Here is a 17023-nt window from a genome sequence, read left to right on the forward strand (position 1 = left end):
GCCGCCGGAGCCGGGGTCCGACGGCGAACGCCGGACCGCAGCTCAGCAGGGTGGTGCGCCGATGGCTGCAGAGCAAAGCGGCTCAGCGGCCGGTGGGGGAGCAGCGGCCCTACGACACGCTGAGTGACCAAGGTGTTCGTCACTCAGCGCCACCGAGTCCGGTCGCCGCAACACCCCGGCCCTCGGGTGGCTGGACAACGGCGGGCATTGTCGGCAGGATTTCGCACCGACCCGGCACTCGTGCCGCACAAAAGGAGATTCCCGGTGTCCTCCTCCACCGACCTCGGCCGCCCCGACCCGGACCCGACGGTCGCCCCGACCCGGGACGGCCGCCCGGTCTCCGACCGCGGCGACACCGTCTGCGTCATCGGCGCCGGGGCCAGCGGCCTCACCGCCGTGAAGAACCTCCGCGAGGCCGGCTTCGGCGTGGACTGCTACGAGCGGGAGACCGGCGTCGGCGGGGCGTGGAACTGGCGGCACGACCGCAGCCCGGTGTACGCCAGCACGCACCTCATCTCGTCCCGGCCGTTCACCCAGTTCCCCGACTTCCCGATGCCGGACGACTGGCCCGACTACCCGCACCACGCCCAGCTGCTGTCCTACTTCGAGCGCTACGCCGACCACTTCGACCTGCGCCAGCACGTCTGGTTCGGCACCGAGGTGGTCCGGGTGGAGTCGGTCGAGGGGGACCGCTGGGACGTCACCACCCGCAGCACCGGCGGCTACGGCCCGGAGCGCACCTCCCGTTACGCGGCCGTGGTGCTGGCCAACGGGCACAACTGGTCGCCGAAGCTGCCCCGCTACGAGGGGCTGGAGCAGTTCCGCGGCGAGGTCATGCACGCCTCGTCCTACAAGGACCCGGCCCAGCTGCGCGGCAAGCGGGTGCTGGTGGTCGGGGCCGGCAACACCGGCTGCGACATCGCGGTCGAGGCGGCCCAGCAGGCGTCCCGCTGCTGGCACGCCACCCGCCGCGGCTACTGGTACGCCCCGAAGTACGTCTTCGGCCGCCCCGCCGACCAGGTCAACGACACCCTGCTCGCGCTGCGGGTGCCACTGCGGGTGCGGCAGTGGCTCTACCACTGGACGCTGCGGCTGACCGTCGGCGACCTGACCCGGTTCGGCCTGCCCCGGCCCGACCACCGGGTCTACGAGACGCACCCGATCGCCAACAGCCAGCTCGTCTACTACGTCGGCCACGGGGAAATCACTCCGGTGCCGGACATCGCGCGGTTCGGTGACCGCACCGTCGAACTGACCGACGGCCGCGAGATCGACCCCGAGCTGGTCGTCTTCGCCACCGGCTACCTGCCGCGCTTCGAGTTCCTCGAGGGCAAGGTGCTGGGCGACGCGGACGGCTCGGGCCGGCCCCGGCTCTGGCTCAACGCGTTCACCGCCGGCCACCCCACCCTGGCCGTGGTCGGCCTGGTGCAGCCGGACTCCGGCATCTTCCCCATCTCGCACTGGCAGAGCGTGCTCTTCGCCCGGCTGCTCACCCTGCGCACCACCCACCCGGACCGGGCCGCCGCGTTCGGCCGCCGGGTCGCCGCCGGCCTCGGCGAGCGGTACTCGGCGAAGGTCAAGGACAGTACCCGGCACTGGTTCGAGGTGGGGCACGCCGACTACCTGCGCGCGCTCCAGCGGGCGCTCCACGACCTGGAGGGCAAGTGATGGCGGAGCGGGTGCGGGTGGTGCGGGGGTGGGAGTGGGCCCGGCCGGAACGGCCGGCCCGCCGCGAGGTGCTCGCCGCGGTGCCCGAGCTGGACCAGGCGAAGCCACCGCTGCTGTTCGTGCCCGGGTTCGGGCACGGGGCGTGGGCGTTCGCCGAGCACTGGCTGGGGCACGCCGCCGGGCGTGGCTTCCCGGCGTACGCGCTGAGCCTGCGCGGGCACGGCGGCAGCGAGCCGGCGCCGGGGGCGACGCTGCGGTCGTACACCCATGACGTGGTCCAGGCGGCGGCGGGCCTGCCCCGGCAGACGGTGCTCGTGGGGCACGGCGCCGGCGCCCGGGTGGTCGCGCACGCCCTGGCCCGCTACCCGGCCCGGGCGGCGGTGCTGGTGGCGCCGGTGCTCGGCGGCTGGGGCACCTTCGGCACGGCGCTGCGCCGCAACCCCGCCGGCACCCTGCCCGCGGTGTTCGGCGCCGGCCTGCGGCTGAACCGCCGGCAGCTGTTCAGCCGGGAACTGCCCGACGCCGAGGCCCGCCGGTACGTCTCCCGGCTGGGCCGGGCCGGCCGCCGGGCGCAGTGGCAGCTGCTCACCGGGCGGCAGCCGGAGCCGGCGGTGGGTCGACCGCCCGTGCTGGTGCTGGGCAGCCCCGACGACCGGGTGGTGCCGGCGGCGGCGCTGACCCGGGCGGCACGCCGCTACGCCTCGGCCCCGCTGCTCTTCCCCGGCATGGGCCACGACCTGATGCTCGACGCCCGCTGGCGGGAGCCGATCGACGCGATCCTCGACTGGCTGGACAAGGACCCGACTCCCGCCCACGGGTGAGCGCCGGCGTCAGCCGCTCGCGGTGCGCCGGCCGGGCAGGGACGTGGTCTCCTCCAGCGCGCTCAGGTAGGACCCCGCCCAGGCGTGGATGTCGTTGCGGCCCAGGTGCTCGCGCATCGCCCGCATCCGGGCGGCCACGTCCTCCGGCGCGGCCCGCAGCGCGGCCAGCAGCGCCGCCTTGAGCCCGTCGAGGTCGTGCGGGTTGACCAGGTACGCCTGGGCCAGCTCGGCGGCCGCCCCGGCGAACTCGCTGAGCAGGAGCGCGCCGGAGCCGTCGACCCGGGCGGCCACGTACTCCTTGGCCACCAGGTTCATCCCGTCCCGCAGCGGGGTCACCGCCATCACGTCGGCGACCCGGTAGAGGGCGACCAGCTCGGTGCGGTCGAAGGGCTGGCTGAGGTAGTGGATCGCCGGCTCGCCGACCCGGCCGAACTCGCCGTTGATCCGGCCGACCTGGTGCTCCACCCGGTCCCGGAGGATCTGGTACTGGGCCACCCGGTCGCGGCTGGGCACCACCACCTGGACCAGCACGGTGTCGCGGACCTTGACGTCTCCGCTGGCCAGCAGCTCCCGGTAGGCCTTGAACCGCTGTTCGATGCCCTTGGTGTAGTCCATCCGGTCGACGCTGAGGATGACGCGCTCCGGGTCGCCGAGGTCCTGGCGCAGCCGCCGGGCGCGGTCGGCGACGTCGGGCCGGGCGGCGAGCGCGGCCATCTCGGCGGTGTCGATGGAGACCGGGAAGGCGCCGATCCGGACCACCCGGTCGCCGACGCCGATCCGCCGGTCGGTGGCGGGCAGGTCGAGCACCTTCGTGACGAGCTGGGCGAAGTTGTGCGCGGCCTGGGCCCGCTGGAAGCCGATCAGGTCGGCGCCGAGCATCCCGCGCAGCAGTTCGGCCCGGCGCGGGAGCTGCATGAACAGCTCGGGCGGCGGGAACGGCACGTGCAGGAAGAAGCCGATCCGCAGGTCGGGGCGCAGCTCCCGGAGCAGCCCCGGCACGAGCTGGAGGTGGTAGTCCTGCACCCAGACCAGCCCGCCGGGCTCGGCCACCTCGGCGGCGGCCTCGGCGAACCGCTGGTTGACCCGCTGGTACGCCTCCCACCAGCGCCGGTGGTATTCGGGCTGCTCGACGGCGTCGTGGTAGAGCGGCCAGAGGGTGGCATTGGCGAAGCCCTCGTAGTGGTCGCGGAAGTCCTCGCCGCTGAGCGGGACGGCGTGCAACCGGACCCCGTCCACGTCGGGCAGGTCCGGGGCCGGGCCGGTGCCGCCGGCCCAGCCCACCCAGGTCGCGGGAGTGTGCCGGAGCAGGGGGTGCAGGGCGTTCATCAGGCCGCCGGGGCTGCGGCGCCATTCGAAGGCGCCGTCCGGCGCCACACTGTCGTCGATGGGGAGGCGGTTGGCCACCACCACGAGGGGACTCGGTCGCATCTCGGGCATTCCGATCAGCAGAGGACCGACCACCGGAGGAGGGGCCCTACCCGGACAGCCGGTGCGGGAAGTGACGTACAGCGGTATTCCTACTGACAGTAAGTTACACCTCTGTTACATGAGCGGCCCGTACCGGGCGGTGTCCCGCCATCCGGGCCACCGGCGCGCGCGGTCAGACGACCGCGCCGTCGTCCGGGTCGTGCTCGTCGGAGTCGCCGGGGCGCAGCCGCCAGATCAGCATCACGAAGCCGGCCAGGATGCCGGTGAAGCCCAGCAGGGTCACCACCGACGGGTCGACCGTCGACAGCAGGGTGGGGGAGAGGAAGAGCAGGAAGCCGAGCACGATGCAGAGCACGCCGACCACCGCGTACTTCGAGAAGCGCGGCAACGGGGGCGGCGGTGGCGGGGTGTAGTGCTCCTCGTCCCCGTCGCCGGGCAGGTCGGCGCCGAAGGTGTCCAGGCCGTCCAGGAGCGAGGGCTCGTCCTGCCGCCCCCGGCTCAGCGAGATGCCGGAGACGTCCGCCGCGTAGGGCAGCCGCCGCACGTCGGTGGCGGTCGGGCCGGCGGTCTCCTCGGCGCGGCCCGGAGCGCCGCCGCCCGGAGTGGCCGGGTCGACCGGGTCCACCGGCTCGTCGACGTCCTCGGCGGCCGGCCAGGGGTGGCTCCCGGCGCTCGGCGCGGTGTGGAAACCGGCGACGATCCTGGCCCACTCGGCCTCGATGTCCGGCTCGTCGTCGCGGGCCGGCTCGCGGCCCCCCTCGTCGCTGAGCTGGGTGAGGTAGTCCCGGGCGGTGGTCAGGTGGGAGCGGTCGACGTAGAGCCGGTCGATCGGCCGGGACGGGACGGTGGTGGTGCGGGTCACCGGGTTGAGGTCGGCCGAGGGCTGGAGGTAGGCGGCGATGCCGCCGGCGGCGAGCACGTCGAGCAGGTGCTCCCCGACGCGCGGATCGACGTCGCCCGCGACCGCGTACTCGGCCGCGTCGAGCCCGTTGTCCCGCCGTCCCCGGCGGGGCCCGCCCCCTGACACCGGACACCCCCTTCGCCGCACCCGTCGTGCCCTGAATCCTGACACGTCGGGACCCGGTTCCGGGAGTGCGTTGTGGCGTGCCGCTCCCTGTTCGTACGCTCTTCCCCGACAGTCCCGCTCGCCGACGGCGCCCCGGGCGCGGTCCCGGCGGCCACCGCCGCACCCCGGCGACCGGCCCGTCACCGCTCCCGCCTGGAAGGACCCCGGTGCTGTACTGGCTGCTGAAGTACATCATCCTCGGCCCGCTGCTGAGGTTGATCTTCCGCCCGCAGGTCGAGGGGCTGGAGAACGTCCCGGAGGCCGGCCCGGTGATCCTGGCCAGCAACCACCTCTCCTTCTCGGACTCGATCTTCACTCCGTTGATCGTCAAGCGAAAAGTAACATTCATCGCGAAAGCCGAATATTTCACCGGTAAGGGTCTCAAGGGCTGGCTGACCAAGATGTTCTTCGTCGGCTCCGGCACCATCCCGGTCGACCGCTCCGGCGGCCGGGCCGCCCGCGCCGCCCTGGACACCCAGCTCAGGGTGCTGCGCTCCGGCGGCATCGCGGGGATCTACCCGGAGGGCACCCGCTCGCCGGACGGCCGGCTCTACCGGGGCAAGACCGGCGTGGCCCGGCTCGCCCTGGAGAGCGGCGCCCCGGTGGTGCCGATGGCCATGCTCAACTCCGACGCGATCCAGCCCACCGGGCAGATCGTCCCCAACCTCGGCCGGGTGCGGATCCGCTTCGGCGCCCCGCTCGACTTCTCCCGCTACGCCGGGATGTCCGGCGACCGGTTCGTCGAGCGCGCCGTCACCGACGAGATCATGTACGAGCTGATGGAACTGTCCGGCCGCGAGTACGTGGACATGTACGCGCAGAAGGCGAAGGCCCAGCCCCGGGAGCCTGTTCCCGCCTGACGTCAGTCGGCCCCGGCGATCCGGAGCAGGCCGCCGGCGGCGTGCCGATCGGCGAAGGCGCGTACCCGGGCGAGCGTCTCCGCCGCGGCCGCCGGATCCGCCTCGGTCAGCGGCCCCACCGCGAGGGCGGACGCGATGACGTGATCGGTGACGTCGGTCATCTCGGCGTAGCTCGCCGCCGCCGCGCTGAACAGGCTGGCCGCCCGCCGGACGTCGCCGTCCCGCCGGGCCAGCGCCGCGTCGGCGGACCGGCCGGCCGCCCGCGCCCAGCGCGTCGTCCGTGGGGCGCGGGCCAGCAGGTCGCGGACCAGGACCGCCGCTTCACCACCGAGCACCCCCGCCACGTGCCCGACCGCCGGCACCCACTCCGCGAACGGGATCATCCGGGTCCGCCGCCAGTCGGCGTCGAGTTCGGCGAGCAGCGCCATCGCCTCGTCCCGGCGGCCCTGCACCGCCCGGCACAACGCGGCGTGCGCCACGGTGGACCGCAGCACCCGGTGGAAGCCGCTGCGCCGGGCGGCGACCAGCGCCTGGTCCACCAGGTCGGCGCCGTCGCCCTCCGTGCCGCCGTCGGGCGGCGCGTCGCCGAGCGCCCGGATCCAGCCGGAGACCGCCACGATGTGCAGGTCCCACTCGTCGGTCGGGCGTCGGGTCGACCCCTCGGCCATCCGCAACGCCGCCGTCCAGTCCCCGCTGTAGTACGACCGGGTCCACTGGTCGGCGAAGCTGACCGTCAGGCCGTGCTCGCCGGCCAGGTCCAGCGAGCTCTGCTCGTCGACCAGGCGGGCCGAGCCGGTCAGATCGCCCTCCTCCTGCAACGCCCAGGCCAGGTTGTGCACCGCGCGCCGGCGGCTGGTCAGCCGCTCCACCCGGCACTCCTCGGTCACCTCGGCAAGCTCGGCGTACGCCTCCTCGACGCCGGCCTGGTAACGCGCCACGGCCAGGGTGATCCGGGCGTTCGCCCGCGCCTCCCGAAGCTCCAGCCGCTCGGCCAGTTCGGCGGCGGCCCGCGCGGCGGCGCAGGCGGGCTCGGCCTCCGCGTCGAGCATGTGCGTCCGGGCCAGCTCCAACAGCGCGCCGACCTTGTCCTCGCTGTCCGGCAGCCCGGCGTGCAGCCGGATCGCCCGGTCCAGGCAGCGCAGCGTCTCCGACCGGTCGGCGCGGGCCCACGCCGCGGTGGCCAGCAGCCGCCACGCCTTCGCCGCGCCCGGCAGGTCGCCCGCCCCCGCCAGCCGGTCGGCCAGCGAGGTGAGGGTCTCCGTGCCCCCGCCCACCAGGAACCCGTCGCGGTCCCGGTAGAACGCCAGCTCCGCCTGGAACAGGTCCAGGGAGGGGTCCGGTCCGCAGTCCACCGCCAGCGCGCGGCCGACCAGCGTGGCCGCGGTGTCCAGCGCGTGCAGCGCGTACGCCCGGCGGGCGGCCCGGTGCAGCGCGTTGCGGGTGGCCCAGGCGTACGGGGACGGGTCGAGGCCGACCGTGCGGGCGATCTCGTGCGCCGCCCACCGGTGGTTGGCCAGCACCTCGGCCAGGTCGTGCTGCCGGCCGTCGGCGAGCTGCTCCAGCCAGTCGGCCGTGCGCTGGTGCCGGGTGACCCGTTCCGCCCGGGGCAGCCGCTGGTAGCAGACGTCCCGCACCAGGATGTGCCGGAACCGGTACTCGGGCTGGCCCGGCATGGTCGAGGCGGGCAGCTCGTAGACGAGGTCGCGGCGCTGGAGGCGGTGCAGCGCCCGCTCCACCCACTCGGCCGGCCGGCCCAGGGCCAGGGCCACGGGCGCCGCCCAGAACTGCACGCCCACCACCGAGGCCGCCTGGAGCACCGCCCGGTCGGCCGGATCGAGCAGGTCCAGCCGGTTGGCGATGACCGCCTGGACGGTTCGCGGCATCCCCGTCCCACCGGCCGGATCCAGCGGCGGGAGGGCCGTCTTCTGCTCGACGAACCCGCCGTCGAGCAGCATCCGCGCGTACTCCTGCGCGTACAGCGGATTGCCGTCGGCGAACTCGATCAGCGGCCCGCGGGCCTCCGCCGGCAGGGTGGCGTGGCCGAGCAGCAGCGAGTAGAGGGTGTCGATGTCCCCGTCGTGCATGGGCGGCACCGAGATGGACATGGCGCCGCTGATCGTGCCCGTCCACGCCGGGTGCCGCTCGCGGAGCTCCGGGCGGGCGGTCGCGATCACCAGCAGCGGCACGTTGCGGGCGGCCGCGCCGAGCTGCTCCACGAAGGAGAGCATCGTCTCGTCCGCCCAGTGCATGTCCTCGAAGACGAGCACCGTGGGACCGGTCGCGGCCAGCGTGAGCAGGAACCGCCGCCAGGCCGCCTCGGTCTCGGCGGAGGTGAGCCGCTCACCGGGCACGCCGACCAGGGGGCCCAGCGCCTCGGCCAACCGCACCGCGTGCGGGTCGGCCAGCCGGCCCAGCCGGTCCCGCAGCCGCTCCCGCATGGCGGCCGGGTCGTCGGAGTCGGGCAGCCCGAGCCAGCTGCGGACGATGTCGGCCAGGGCGGCGTAGGTGACGTTCTCCCCGAACGGCGGGCACTGGCCGATCAGCCAGGTCACGCGAGCGCCGGGCAGGTTCGCCGCGTGCCGGGCCAGCTCGCGCAGCAGCCGGCTCTTGCCCACCCCGGCCGGGCCGAAGACGGTCAGCAGCTGGGAGGTGCGTTCGGTGACGGTGCGGTGCAGCGCGCTGACCAGCAGGCCCCGCTCGTGGTCCCGGTCGACCATCGGGGCCAGCTCGGCGGTGTGCCCGTCGCGGCGGGGCCGGGCGCGGACGGCCAGCCAGATACGGCTCACCGCCGACCGCCCCCGCAGCGTGACGGGTGGCTGGTCGTCGTACTCCATCTCGTGCCGGGTGGCCGCCCAGGTGCTCTCGTCGACCACCACGCCCCCGGCGGGGGCCAGCCCCTGCAACCGGGACGCGGTGTTGACCACGTCGCCGGTGACGAACGCCTGGCCGCCGTCGCGGGCGGCGGCGAGGTCGACCAGGGCCTCACCGGTGGCGATGCCGACCCGGAAGCCGAGCGGCGGGTGCGGGCCGGTCGGCTGCCGGGCCAGGCTCCGTTGCAGCTCGAGCCCCGCCCGTACGCAGCGCAGCGCGTCGTTGTCCGTCGCCACCGGCGCCCCGAACAGCGCCATCACGGCGTCGCCGATGTACTTCTCCACCACGCCGCCGTACTGGTGCACCAGCCGACGGACCGTGGCGAAGTACGCCTGCTGGAGCCCGCGGGCCTGTTCCGGGTCGGCCCGCTCGGCGTACGTGGTGAAGTCCACGATGTCGATGAAGAGCACGCTGACCTGTCGGCGGTCCTCCTGCACCGCGACGGCGTGGTCGCGCAACGGCTGCCCGCAGTTGGTGCAGAAGTTCGCCTCGGCGTTGTTGGCGTGACCGCAGCCCGGACAGGTCGCCGCGAGGGGCCGGCCGCAACCACCGCAGAAGCGGTCGTCCGGGCCGGCGGTCCGGGAGCAGTGTCCACAGGTGAGGTCGATGTCCAGCTCCGTACGCGTGAGGTCCCCATCGTCCCGCGCGGACCGGCAGTCGGGTACCCGACGGGTCGGCGGGACGTCAAGGCCGATCGGCCGGGTCTAGTCTTCCGTACCAGGAAGTTCCGTCGACAGGGAGAGTGCCGTGCACGTCCGACTGGCCGCCTCCTGGACCGATCCACGAGGGACGGTGTGGGCCTCGGGCGACACGGTCGACGTCGACGCCGTCACTCTCGCCGAACTGGAGGAAAAAGGCATGGTAGAGCAGCCCGTGGGCGCTGAGTCGACCAAGACCACGACGACCACCACGACCAAGGAGACCGACCCGCAGAAGATCGGTCCCGGCCCGAGCTCGCCGCCGGCCGACACCACCGAGAAGTGACCGCACGGTGGGGCCGGCGGTAGTCCCGCCGGCCCCATCGACCCTCCACCGTGCGGCTCAGGCGACCGCCGCGACGGCGGGCCGCCGCCGCGCGCCGGCGCCGAGGGCGCGGGAGAGCAGCGGTACGACCAGCGCCAGCGTGGCCAGGATGCCGACCCCGGAGACGACCAGCAGCCAGCGGGGCCCGATCGCCCCGAGCAGCGAGGCCCCGGTGAGGTAGGCCAGCACCTCGGCCGCGTACGGGAACATGTAGACCGTCCCGAAGACCACGCCCAGCCGTTCGGCCGGCACGTTCTGCTGGATCAGGGTGTCCGCCGCCACGTGGTGCCAGCCGGCCCCCGCCCCGGCCAGGGCCTGCCCGAGCAGGGCGATCCCGATCGCCGGGCCCACGCCGGTGGCCAGCGTCCCCACGCCGAGTGCGAGCAGGGCCGCGTACAGCACCAGGTCCATCCTGGTGCGACGGCCGGTGCGGGTGAGCAGCGCCGGCCCGGCCACCATGCCGACGCCGTACGCGGTGCCGAGCAGGCCGATCATCACCTCGGTGGCCGCGAGTTCGCTCCGGGCCAGGGGCACCACCGCGAGGTTGTCCAGGGCCGCGAACGTCACCAGCACGAGGAACCCGATCGAGACCGCGCGGACCACACCGCTGCCGCGGACGACCCGCAGCCCGGCGCCGAGCACCTGGCGGAACGGCTCGGTCCGGGACGCCGCCGGTGCGGACAGCGGGCGCACCCCGCCGATCAGCAGCGCGGACAGGACGAAGGTGGCCGCGTCGACGAGCAGCGTCGCGGTCAGCCCGACCGTGGCCAGGAGCAGGCCGCCGATGGCGGGACCGGCCGCGAAGCCGATGTTCATGCCGACCGCGAGCTGCGCGTTGGCCGCCGGCAGCCGGTCGGGCTCGACGAGCCGGGGCAGCAGGCTGCGGCCGGCCGGGGTGAAGGCGGTGGCCGCCACGGTCGCGGCCGTGACGGCGGCGAGCAGCACCGGCAGCGGCGGCATGACCAGCGCCACGGCCAGGTAGAGCAGGGCCTGGGCGACGTCGCAGCAGACGATGAGCCGGCGCTGGTCGAACCGGTCGGCGAGGGCGCCGAGCAGGGGCCCGAGCAGTCGCGGCGCGGTGGTGGCCAGCAGCAGCAGGGCGACGGCCGTTCCCCCGTACGCGTCGTACGCCGCGATCAGCAGCGCGGTACGGGCGAGCTGGTCGCCGGCGTACGACACGAGGCGCGCCGACCAGTAACGACGAAAGGCGATATTGCCGCGGATCAGTGACATGCCCGTCAACTCCTCGCTCCGGCAGATCTGTCCGGTGGGGCCCCGCGCGGGGGCGTACCGGACAACGCTGGCAGTGGGCGTCGACGATGGACAACGGCCCTTCGGGCAGTGATTAGTGTATATATGTCTATTTTGCGCCGATCGTCCCTCCCGTAGCGTCGGTGCTGCACCAGCAACCGACACGACAACCAGGGAGGCACGATGTCCACCTCGACGAACGCCAAGGCCGACACGACGACCGGCTGGGCCGGACCGGGCTACTGGGTGGGTCCGGGCTACTGGGCCGGTCCGGGCTTCTCGGCGGATTCCGGCCGCGGGTGGGCCGGCCCGACCCGCCGCTGGGCCGGTCCCGGCTACTGGGCGGGCCCGACCCGCTGAACCGCGCACCACGGTCACGCCGGCTGCCGAGGCAGCCGGCGCAGCCGTGCGTGGGGACGGGAACGCCGCCGGGGCGCGGACTCCGCGCGGCCCCGCGGTCGGGTCAGGTCAGGCGGTCAGCGGTCGTTCATGCCGGCGCGCCGGCGCAGCGCGGCCACGTCGGTGACGACGATCCGGCGCCCCTCGGTGCGCAGCCAGCCCCGGCTGGCGAAGGAGCCGATGGCCTGGTTGACGCTCTGCCGCGAGCCGCCGGCCATCTCGGCGAGCTGGCTCTGGTTGAGCTCGATCGTGATCATCGGGGCCTGGCTCTCGCCGGCCAGCCGGACCAGCGTCTTGGCCACCCGGCCCGGCAGGTCGAGGAAGACGTGGTCGGCGTTCTGCTCGGTGAGCCGGCGGATCAGCTGGCCGAGGGAGCGCATCACCGCGTCGAGAATGCGTGGGTTGGAGTGCACCAGCTCCATGAAGGCCGGCCGGGACAGCGCCAGCGCGGCGCAGTCCTCGATCGCCTCGGCCGACGCCGACCGGGTCGAGGCGTCCAGCAGGGAGACCTCGCCCAGCACGTCCGGCGGTCGGATGACCGACAGCACGGCGCGCTCGCCGGTGGGGGCCGTGCGGAACACCGCCACCGCGCCGCGGCGCAGCACGATCAACGACTCGCCGGGGTCGTTCTCGACGAAGAGCAACTGACCCTTGCGGTACGTGCGCGGCACGGCCGCGGCGATGACCCGCTGCCGCACCTCCGGCTCCAGCCCGGCGAACATCTCCACGCCCGTGAGCGCGTCACCCGGCTCCGGCAGGCGCATCTCCACGGCCCAACCCCTCCCCGGTCAAGGACCACAGCTCGCACACCGGGTGAACCTGTCAACCCCGGCACGAGGCATCTCAACCGGTTCGGCGTCCGGTAGCGGTACACATCAGATCATGACGCTCCGGTCGCGTGCTGTACACCCCTGGAGACACTTCCGTGACCGTCACCAGCTGGTGGCGGCGGGCCGCCGACCTCGGCGGACGCCCCGGCGACCGGCCGCCGGCGGCGGTGGGCGAGGATGGTGGCGATGGCCTACCGCTACTTCTACGACTGTGAGTTCATCGAGGACGGCCGGACCGTCGACCTGGTGTCGATCGGCGTCGTCGATGAGTACGGCCGCGAGTTCTACGCGGTCTCCACCGAGTTCGACGACTCCCGGGCGGTGCCCTGGGTGCGCCGCAACGTGCTGGACAAGCTCCCCTCGCCGGCCGACCGGGCCTGGCGCTCCCGGGAGCGGATCCGCGACGACCTCTACGAGTTCCTCATGGCGCCGGTCCGGGACCGGCCCGGCGAGCAACTGGAACTCTGGGCCTGGTACGCGGCGTACGACCACGTGGTGCTGGCCCAGCTCTGGGGGGCGATGCCCGCGCTGCCCCGGGAGATCCCGCGGTTCACCAAGGAACTGCGCCAGCTCTGGGACGACCGGGGCCGGCCGCGGCTGCCGGAGGCCGAGGCGGGCCGGCACGACGCGCTGGTCGACGCCCGGCACAACCTGGCCCGCTGGCGGGCCATGACCACCCGGTGAGCTGTCGGCAGGTTTGACCGGTTCTGTCCCGGGCACGGATCGACATCGAGTCGATCCGAGGGAGGGCCGCATGAGCAAGCAGCCGACCGACGCCGGGGATGGCCGCGGCCGGGTCACCGAGCTGATCCGGGACGCGCGCATCTGCCTGCTGACCACCACCGCCGTCGACGGGCGGCTGGTCAGCCGCCCCATGGGGCTCCAGGAGGCGGAGTTCGACGGCGACCTCTGGTTCTTCGCGTACGCGGACTCCGCGAAGGTCCGCCAGATCCGGGTGAACCCGCAGGTCAACGTCGGCTTCGCCGACCAGCGGCACCACGCCTGGGTGTCGGTGGCCGGCACCGCCGCCGAGGGGTGGGACCGGGCCCGGGCCGAGCGGCTCTGGCACCCGCTGCTGAAGACCTGGTTCCCGGACGGGCTGGACACCCCGGGCCTCACGCTGATCAAGGTGCACGCCGGCTCGGCCGAGTACTGGGACGCGCCGGGCAGCACGGTGGTGAACCTGCTCGACTTCGCCCGGGCGGCGGTCACCGGGCAGCCGCCGAAGGCGGGGGAGAACCGCGAGGTCAGCTACTGATCGGTAGCCGGTCCGGGGCGCGGAACGGGCCGGGGCGCGGTGTCGGCGGGCCCGCACGCCGACTACAGTGCGCACTGACGGCCCGCCCCGGGCCGGCAACGGCGCCGATGGTCTGATCTGACACATATCCTGGGGCTTATCCGGGCTTCACCTGATGCTCCAGGAGGATGAGCAGATCATGCGTATCGGCGTGCTCACCGGCGGCGGCGACTGCCCTGGTCTCAATGCGGTGATTCGGGCGGTGGTCCGCAAGGGCGTCGCCACCTACGGTCACGAGTTCGTGGGCTTCCGGGACGGCTGGAAGGGCCCGCTGGAGGGCCTGTCCAAGCCGCTGGGCATCGCGGAGGTCCGCGGCATCCTGCCCCGTGGCGGCACCATCCTCGGCTCGTCCCGGACCAACCCGTTCAAGATCGACGGCGGTGTGGAGCGGATCAAGGACAACCTGGCCGCGCAGGGCGTGGACGCGCTGATCGCGATCGGCGGCGAGGACACCCTCGGTGTCGCCACCAAGCTGCACGAGCTGGGCGTCCACGTCATCGGCGTGCCGAAGACCATCGACAACGACCTCGGCGCCACCGACTACACCTTCGGCTTCGACACCGCCGTGAACATCGCCATGGAGGCGATCGACCGGCTGCACACCACCGCGGAGAGCCACCACCGCACCCTGGTCGTCGAGGTGATGGGCCGGCACGCCGGCTGGATCGCCCTGCACGCCGGCCTCGCCGGCGGCGCCAACGTGATCCTGCTGCCGGAGCGGCAGTTTGACGTCGACCAGGTCGCGGGCTACGTCGAGAAGCGCTTCCAGCACCAGTACGCCCCGATCGTCGTGGTCGCCGAGGGCGCCCAGCCGCTCGACGGCCAGATGGTGCTGCACAACCAGGAGCTCGACGCCTTCGGCCACGTCCGCCTCGGCGGCATCGGCCAGTGGCTCGCCGAGCAGCTGGAGGCGAAGACCGGCAAGGAGGCCCGCACCGTGGTGCTCGGCCACATCCAGCGCGGCGGCACCCCGACCGCGTTCGACCGGGTGCTCGCCACCCGCCTCGGCCTGCACGCGATCGACGCGGCGAACGAGGGCGACTGGGGCAAGATGGTCGCGATGCAGAGCACGGACATCGTCCGCGTCCCCCTCGCAGAGGCCACCCGGGAGCTGAAGACCGTGCCGCTGGAGCGGTACGCCGAGGCCGAGGTCTTCTTCGGCAGCTGACCGACGGCGGGCGGCGCGGCGGGTCCTGCGACGGGCCCGCCGCGCCGCACCTCCACCGAGAGGGGTACGGCTCATGGCACCCGAGGTGCACACGGTCGCGGTGATCGGCGCGGGCAAGATCGGCGAGCTGATGCTCTCCGGGCTGCTCCGCTCCGGCTGGCCGGTCGAGCGGCTGCTCGCCACCGCCCGGCGGCCCGCCCGCGCCGAGGAACTGACCGCCCGGTACGGCGTCCGGGTGGTGGACAACCTCACCGCGGTGGACGAGGCCGAGGTGCTCGCGGTCTCGGTCAAGCCGCAGGACGCGGCCGCGCTGCTGGACGAGATCGGCCCCAAGGTGCCCGCCGACAAACTGGTCATCTCGCTCTGCGCCGGCCTGCCCACCGCCTTCTTCAACCGCCGGCTGCCCGAGGGCACCCCGGTGGTCCGGGTGATGACCAACACCCCGGCGCTGGTCGACGAGGCGATGAGCGCGATCTCGCCCGGCGCGCACGCCACCGGCGCGCACCTGGCGCTGGCCGAGGAGATGTTCAAGCCGCTCGGCGCCACCCTCCGGGTGCCCGAGTCCCAGCAGGACGCGGTGACCGCCCTGTCCGGCTCCGGCCCGGCCTACTTCTACCTGCTGGTCGAGGCCATGATCGACGCCGGCATCCTGCTCGGCCTGCCGCGCCAGGTGGCACACGAGCTGATCGTGCAGACCGCCATCGGCTCGGCGGTGATGCTGCGCGACTCCGGCGAGCACCCGGTGAAGCTCCGCGAGGCGGTCACCTCGCCGGCCGGCACCACCATCTCCGCCATCCGCGAGCTGGAGAACCACGGCGTCCGCGCGGCCATGCTGGCGGCCCTCGAGGCGGCCCGTGACCGGGCCCGCGAACTGGCCGCCCAGGCCGACTGACCCCGCCGGCACGGCGACCCGGAGTGGATCTCGCGGCGTGCCGCATACTGGCGCCGTGTTCACTCTCGCCCAGGCGCGACACCTGGTGGCCACCCTGCGGCCGCGCGTCGAGGAGCTGATCCGGCTCCGCGCCGACCTCGCCGAACTCCGGATCGACCTGGCCGACCACGGGGTCAGCGCGCTCGGTGGGCTGGCCGAGGTGAAGGCCCTGGAGGCCCGGCTGCACGCCGTGGTGGACGAGTTCCACCAGCACGGCATCCAGGTCAAGGGGATCGCCCCGGTGCTGCTCGACTTCCCCGGCGAGCGGGACGGCCGGGCGGTGCTCTGGTGCTGGCTGGAGGGGGACACCGACGTCCGCTGGTACCACCGGGTGGAGTGCGGCTTCGCGGGACGCCGCCCGGTCTGACCCGTCGCCCCCCCCGTGGTCCGACCCGCCGGCCCGGTGCGACCCGCCGGAGCCGGTCGCCGTCGCCCGGTCCGATCCGTCAGCCGAGGGTGGCCAGCACGGCCGGTGCGACGTTGCCGCCGCTGAGCACCAGGACCGTCCGCTCGCCGGGCGCCACCTCGACCAGCCCCGCCCGCAGCGCCGCCAGGGTCACCGCGGCCGCCGGCTCCACGAGCAGCTTCGTGGCCTCCACCAGTTCGGCCCAGGCGGGCAGGATGTCCGCCTCCGGCACCTCCACGACCGTGTCGACCAGCGCCCGGACGTGTGCCAGGGTGTGCCGCCCGGCGAACGGGGCGGCCAGGCCGTCGGCGACCGAGGCCGGCCGGACCGGCGGGGTGTGCGTCCCGGTCCGCAGGGCGTACGACATGGCGTTGGCCCCGTCCGGCTCCACCCCGACGATCCGGGTCGTCGGTGACCCCGCGCGGATGGCCGCGGCGATCCCGCTGATCAGCCCGCCGCCGCCCACCGGTACGAGCACCAGGTCCGGGCGCGGGCCGTCGGCCAGGATCTCCCGCCCCACGGTGGCCTGACCGGCGATCACGTCCGGGTCGTCGAAGGGCGCGAGCAGGTGGAAGCCGCGCTCGGCCGCGACCGCCTCGGCGGTGGCCAGCAGGTCGTCGGTGAGGACCGCCTCGGCGCCGAGCCGGCGGACCGTGGCCAGCTTGCCGGGCACCGCGTGCGGCGGCATGCAGACCACCGCGGGCAGCCCGGCGGCGCGGGCGACGTGGGCCACCGCGATCGCGTGGTTGCCGGCGGAGAACGCCACCAGCCCGGCCGGCGTTCCGGCGCGCTCGGCGTGGGCGAGCAGCGCGTTCGTGGCGCCGCGGACCTTGAAGCTGCCGGTGTGCTGGAGGTTCTCGGCCTTCACCGCCACTCGCAGGCCCAGGTCGGCGCCGAGGACCGGCGCGTCCAGCAGCGGCGTGCGGACCACCCGGCCGTCGAGCCGCTTCTCGGCCGCCGTGATGTCGTCCCCGGTGATCAACCGCACCTGGCGAGCCTAGCCG

General features: G+C 74.2%; 16 protein-coding genes. 10 read left to right on the plus strand and 6 right to left on the minus strand.

Annotation, left to right across the window (positions count from 1 at the left end; translation table 11 throughout):
• Positions 1 to 264: 264 nt before the first annotated feature.
• Together IEY96_RS13100 and IEY96_RS13105 are read left to right on the plus strand one after the other, a co-directional pair.
• Entirely contained in the window at positions 265 to 1668 is a 1404-nt protein-coding gene (locus IEY96_RS13100) for a flavin-containing monooxygenase (RefSeq protein ID WP_189195085.1), read from the plus strand.
• Positions 1668 to 2489 carry an alpha/beta hydrolase gene (locus IEY96_RS13105; protein ID WP_189195086.1) on the plus strand — a complete coding sequence of 274 codons (822 nt, stop codon included), beginning with the start codon at positions 1668 to 1670 and terminating at the stop codon, positions 2487 to 2489. Before IEY96_RS13100 ends, IEY96_RS13105 begins: the two co-directional genes overlap by 1 nt.
• Before the next feature lie 9 nt (positions 2490 to 2498).
• On the opposite strand, the gene IEY96_RS13110 is transcribed toward IEY96_RS13105, so the two are convergent.
• Positions 2499 to 3917: an alpha,alpha-trehalose-phosphate synthase (UDP-forming) gene (locus tag IEY96_RS13110; protein WP_189195087.1), complete on the minus strand. Its 1419-nt coding sequence runs from the start codon at positions 3915 to 3917 to the stop codon at positions 2499 to 2501.
• A 172-nt stretch (positions 3918 to 4089) separates the two neighbouring features.
• On the minus strand, positions 4090 to 4944 hold the full coding sequence (locus IEY96_RS13115) for a DUF308 domain-containing protein (RefSeq protein ID WP_189195088.1): 855 nt from the start codon (positions 4942 to 4944) through the stop codon (positions 4090 to 4092).
• A gap of 206 nt (positions 4945 to 5150) precedes the next feature.
• Between IEY96_RS13115 and IEY96_RS13120 the strand changes: the two genes are divergently transcribed.
• Positions 5151 to 5843: a lysophospholipid acyltransferase family protein gene (locus IEY96_RS13120; protein ID WP_189195089.1), complete on the plus strand. Its 693-nt coding sequence runs from the start codon at positions 5151 to 5153 to the stop codon at positions 5841 to 5843.
• Positions 5844 to 5845: 2 nt separating this feature from the next.
• Here the strand turns inward: IEY96_RS13120 and IEY96_RS13125 are convergent, their stop codons facing one another.
• Positions 5846 to 9328 carry an ATP-binding protein gene (locus tag IEY96_RS13125; protein WP_308429911.1) on the minus strand — a complete coding sequence of 1161 codons (3483 nt, stop codon included), beginning with the start codon at positions 9326 to 9328 and terminating at the stop codon, positions 5846 to 5848.
• 133 nt (positions 9329 to 9461) lie between these two features.
• Here IEY96_RS13125 and IEY96_RS13130 point away from each other — a divergent pair, with 133 nt between their 5' ends.
• On the plus strand, positions 9462 to 9698 hold the full coding sequence (locus IEY96_RS13130) for a hypothetical protein (protein WP_091320164.1): 237 nt from the start codon (positions 9462 to 9464) through the stop codon (positions 9696 to 9698).
• Positions 9699 to 9755: 57 nt separating this feature from the next.
• Here IEY96_RS13130 and IEY96_RS13135 read toward each other — a convergent pair whose 3' ends face one another.
• On the minus strand, positions 9756 to 10970 hold the full coding sequence (locus IEY96_RS13135) for an MFS transporter (protein ID WP_189195090.1): 1215 nt from the start codon (positions 10968 to 10970) through the stop codon (positions 9756 to 9758).
• A 201-nt stretch (positions 10971 to 11171) separates the two neighbouring features.
• Here IEY96_RS13135 and IEY96_RS13140 point away from each other — a divergent pair, with 201 nt between their 5' ends.
• Positions 11172 to 11348, plus strand: coding sequence for a hypothetical protein (locus IEY96_RS13140; RefSeq protein ID WP_189195091.1), 177 nt, complete (start codon positions 11172 to 11174; stop codon positions 11346 to 11348).
• A gap of 116 nt (positions 11349 to 11464) precedes the next feature.
• Here the strand turns inward: IEY96_RS13140 and IEY96_RS13145 are convergent, their stop codons facing one another.
• Complete coding sequence (locus tag IEY96_RS13145) at positions 11465 to 12157, minus strand: Crp/Fnr family transcriptional regulator (protein WP_091268212.1); 693 nt, start codon at positions 12155 to 12157, stop codon at positions 11465 to 11467.
• 246 nt (positions 12158 to 12403) lie between these two features.
• On the opposite strand from IEY96_RS13145, the gene IEY96_RS13150 reads away from it, so the two are divergent.
• From IEY96_RS13150 to IEY96_RS13170, 5 genes are all read left to right on the plus strand, one after another.
• Positions 12404 to 12901, plus strand: coding sequence for a polyadenylate-specific 3'-exoribonuclease AS (locus IEY96_RS13150; RefSeq protein WP_189195280.1), 498 nt, complete (start codon positions 12404 to 12406; stop codon positions 12899 to 12901).
• A gap of 70 nt (positions 12902 to 12971) precedes the next feature.
• Positions 12972 to 13475, plus strand: a complete 504-nt coding sequence (locus IEY96_RS13155; protein ID WP_189195092.1) for a pyridoxamine 5'-phosphate oxidase family protein — start codon at positions 12972 to 12974, stop codon at positions 13473 to 13475.
• 178 nt (positions 13476 to 13653) lie between these two features.
• On the plus strand, positions 13654 to 14682 hold the full coding sequence (locus IEY96_RS13160; RefSeq protein WP_189195281.1) for a 6-phosphofructokinase: 1029 nt from the start codon (positions 13654 to 13656) through the stop codon (positions 14680 to 14682).
• Between the two features lie 73 nt (positions 14683 to 14755).
• Positions 14756 to 15574, plus strand: coding sequence for a pyrroline-5-carboxylate reductase (gene proC / locus IEY96_RS13165; protein ID WP_107076605.1), 819 nt, complete (start codon positions 14756 to 14758; stop codon positions 15572 to 15574).
• Between the two features lie 55 nt (positions 15575 to 15629).
• Positions 15630 to 15980, plus strand: a complete 351-nt coding sequence (locus IEY96_RS13170) for a DUF2203 domain-containing protein (RefSeq protein ID WP_189195093.1) — start codon at positions 15630 to 15632, stop codon at positions 15978 to 15980.
• A 79-nt stretch (positions 15981 to 16059) separates the two neighbouring features.
• Here IEY96_RS13170 and IEY96_RS13175 read toward each other — a convergent pair whose 3' ends face one another.
• Positions 16060 to 17007 (minus strand): threonine ammonia-lyase, encoded by a 948-nt coding sequence (locus tag IEY96_RS13175; RefSeq protein WP_189195094.1) that lies wholly within the window; start codon positions 17005 to 17007, stop codon positions 16060 to 16062.
• Positions 17008 to 17023: the final 16 nt, after the last annotated feature.

The organism is Micromonospora fulviviridis (assembly GCF_014648395.1).
Lineage (GTDB): Bacteria > Actinomycetota > Actinomycetes > Mycobacteriales > Micromonosporaceae > Micromonospora > Micromonospora fulviviridis.

Excerpts from the sequence above, each read along its gene's own strand:
- IEY96_RS13105 (WP_189195086.1), top strand. The coding sequence starts at position 1,668 with ATGGCGGAGCGGGTGCGGGTGGTGCGGGGGTGGGAGTGGGCCCGGCCG.
- IEY96_RS13110 (WP_189195087.1), bottom strand. The coding sequence starts at position 3,917 with ATGCGACCGAGTCCCCTCGTGGTGGTGGCCAACCGCCTCCCCATCGAC.
- IEY96_RS13135 (WP_189195090.1), bottom strand. The coding sequence starts at position 10,970 with ATGTCACTGATCCGCGGCAATATCGCCTTTCGTCGTTACTGGTCGGCG.
- IEY96_RS13140 (WP_189195091.1), top strand. The coding sequence starts at position 11,172 with ATGTCCACCTCGACGAACGCCAAGGCCGACACGACGACCGGCTGGGCC.
- IEY96_RS13150 (WP_189195280.1), top strand. The coding sequence starts at position 12,404 with ATGGCCTACCGCTACTTCTACGACTGTGAGTTCATCGAGGACGGCCGG.
- IEY96_RS13155 (WP_189195092.1), top strand. The coding sequence starts at position 12,972 with ATGAGCAAGCAGCCGACCGACGCCGGGGATGGCCGCGGCCGGGTCACC.
- IEY96_RS13160 (WP_189195281.1), top strand. The coding sequence starts at position 13,654 with ATGCGTATCGGCGTGCTCACCGGCGGCGGCGACTGCCCTGGTCTCAAT.
- proC (WP_107076605.1), top strand. The coding sequence starts at position 14,756 with ATGGCACCCGAGGTGCACACGGTCGCGGTGATCGGCGCGGGCAAGATC.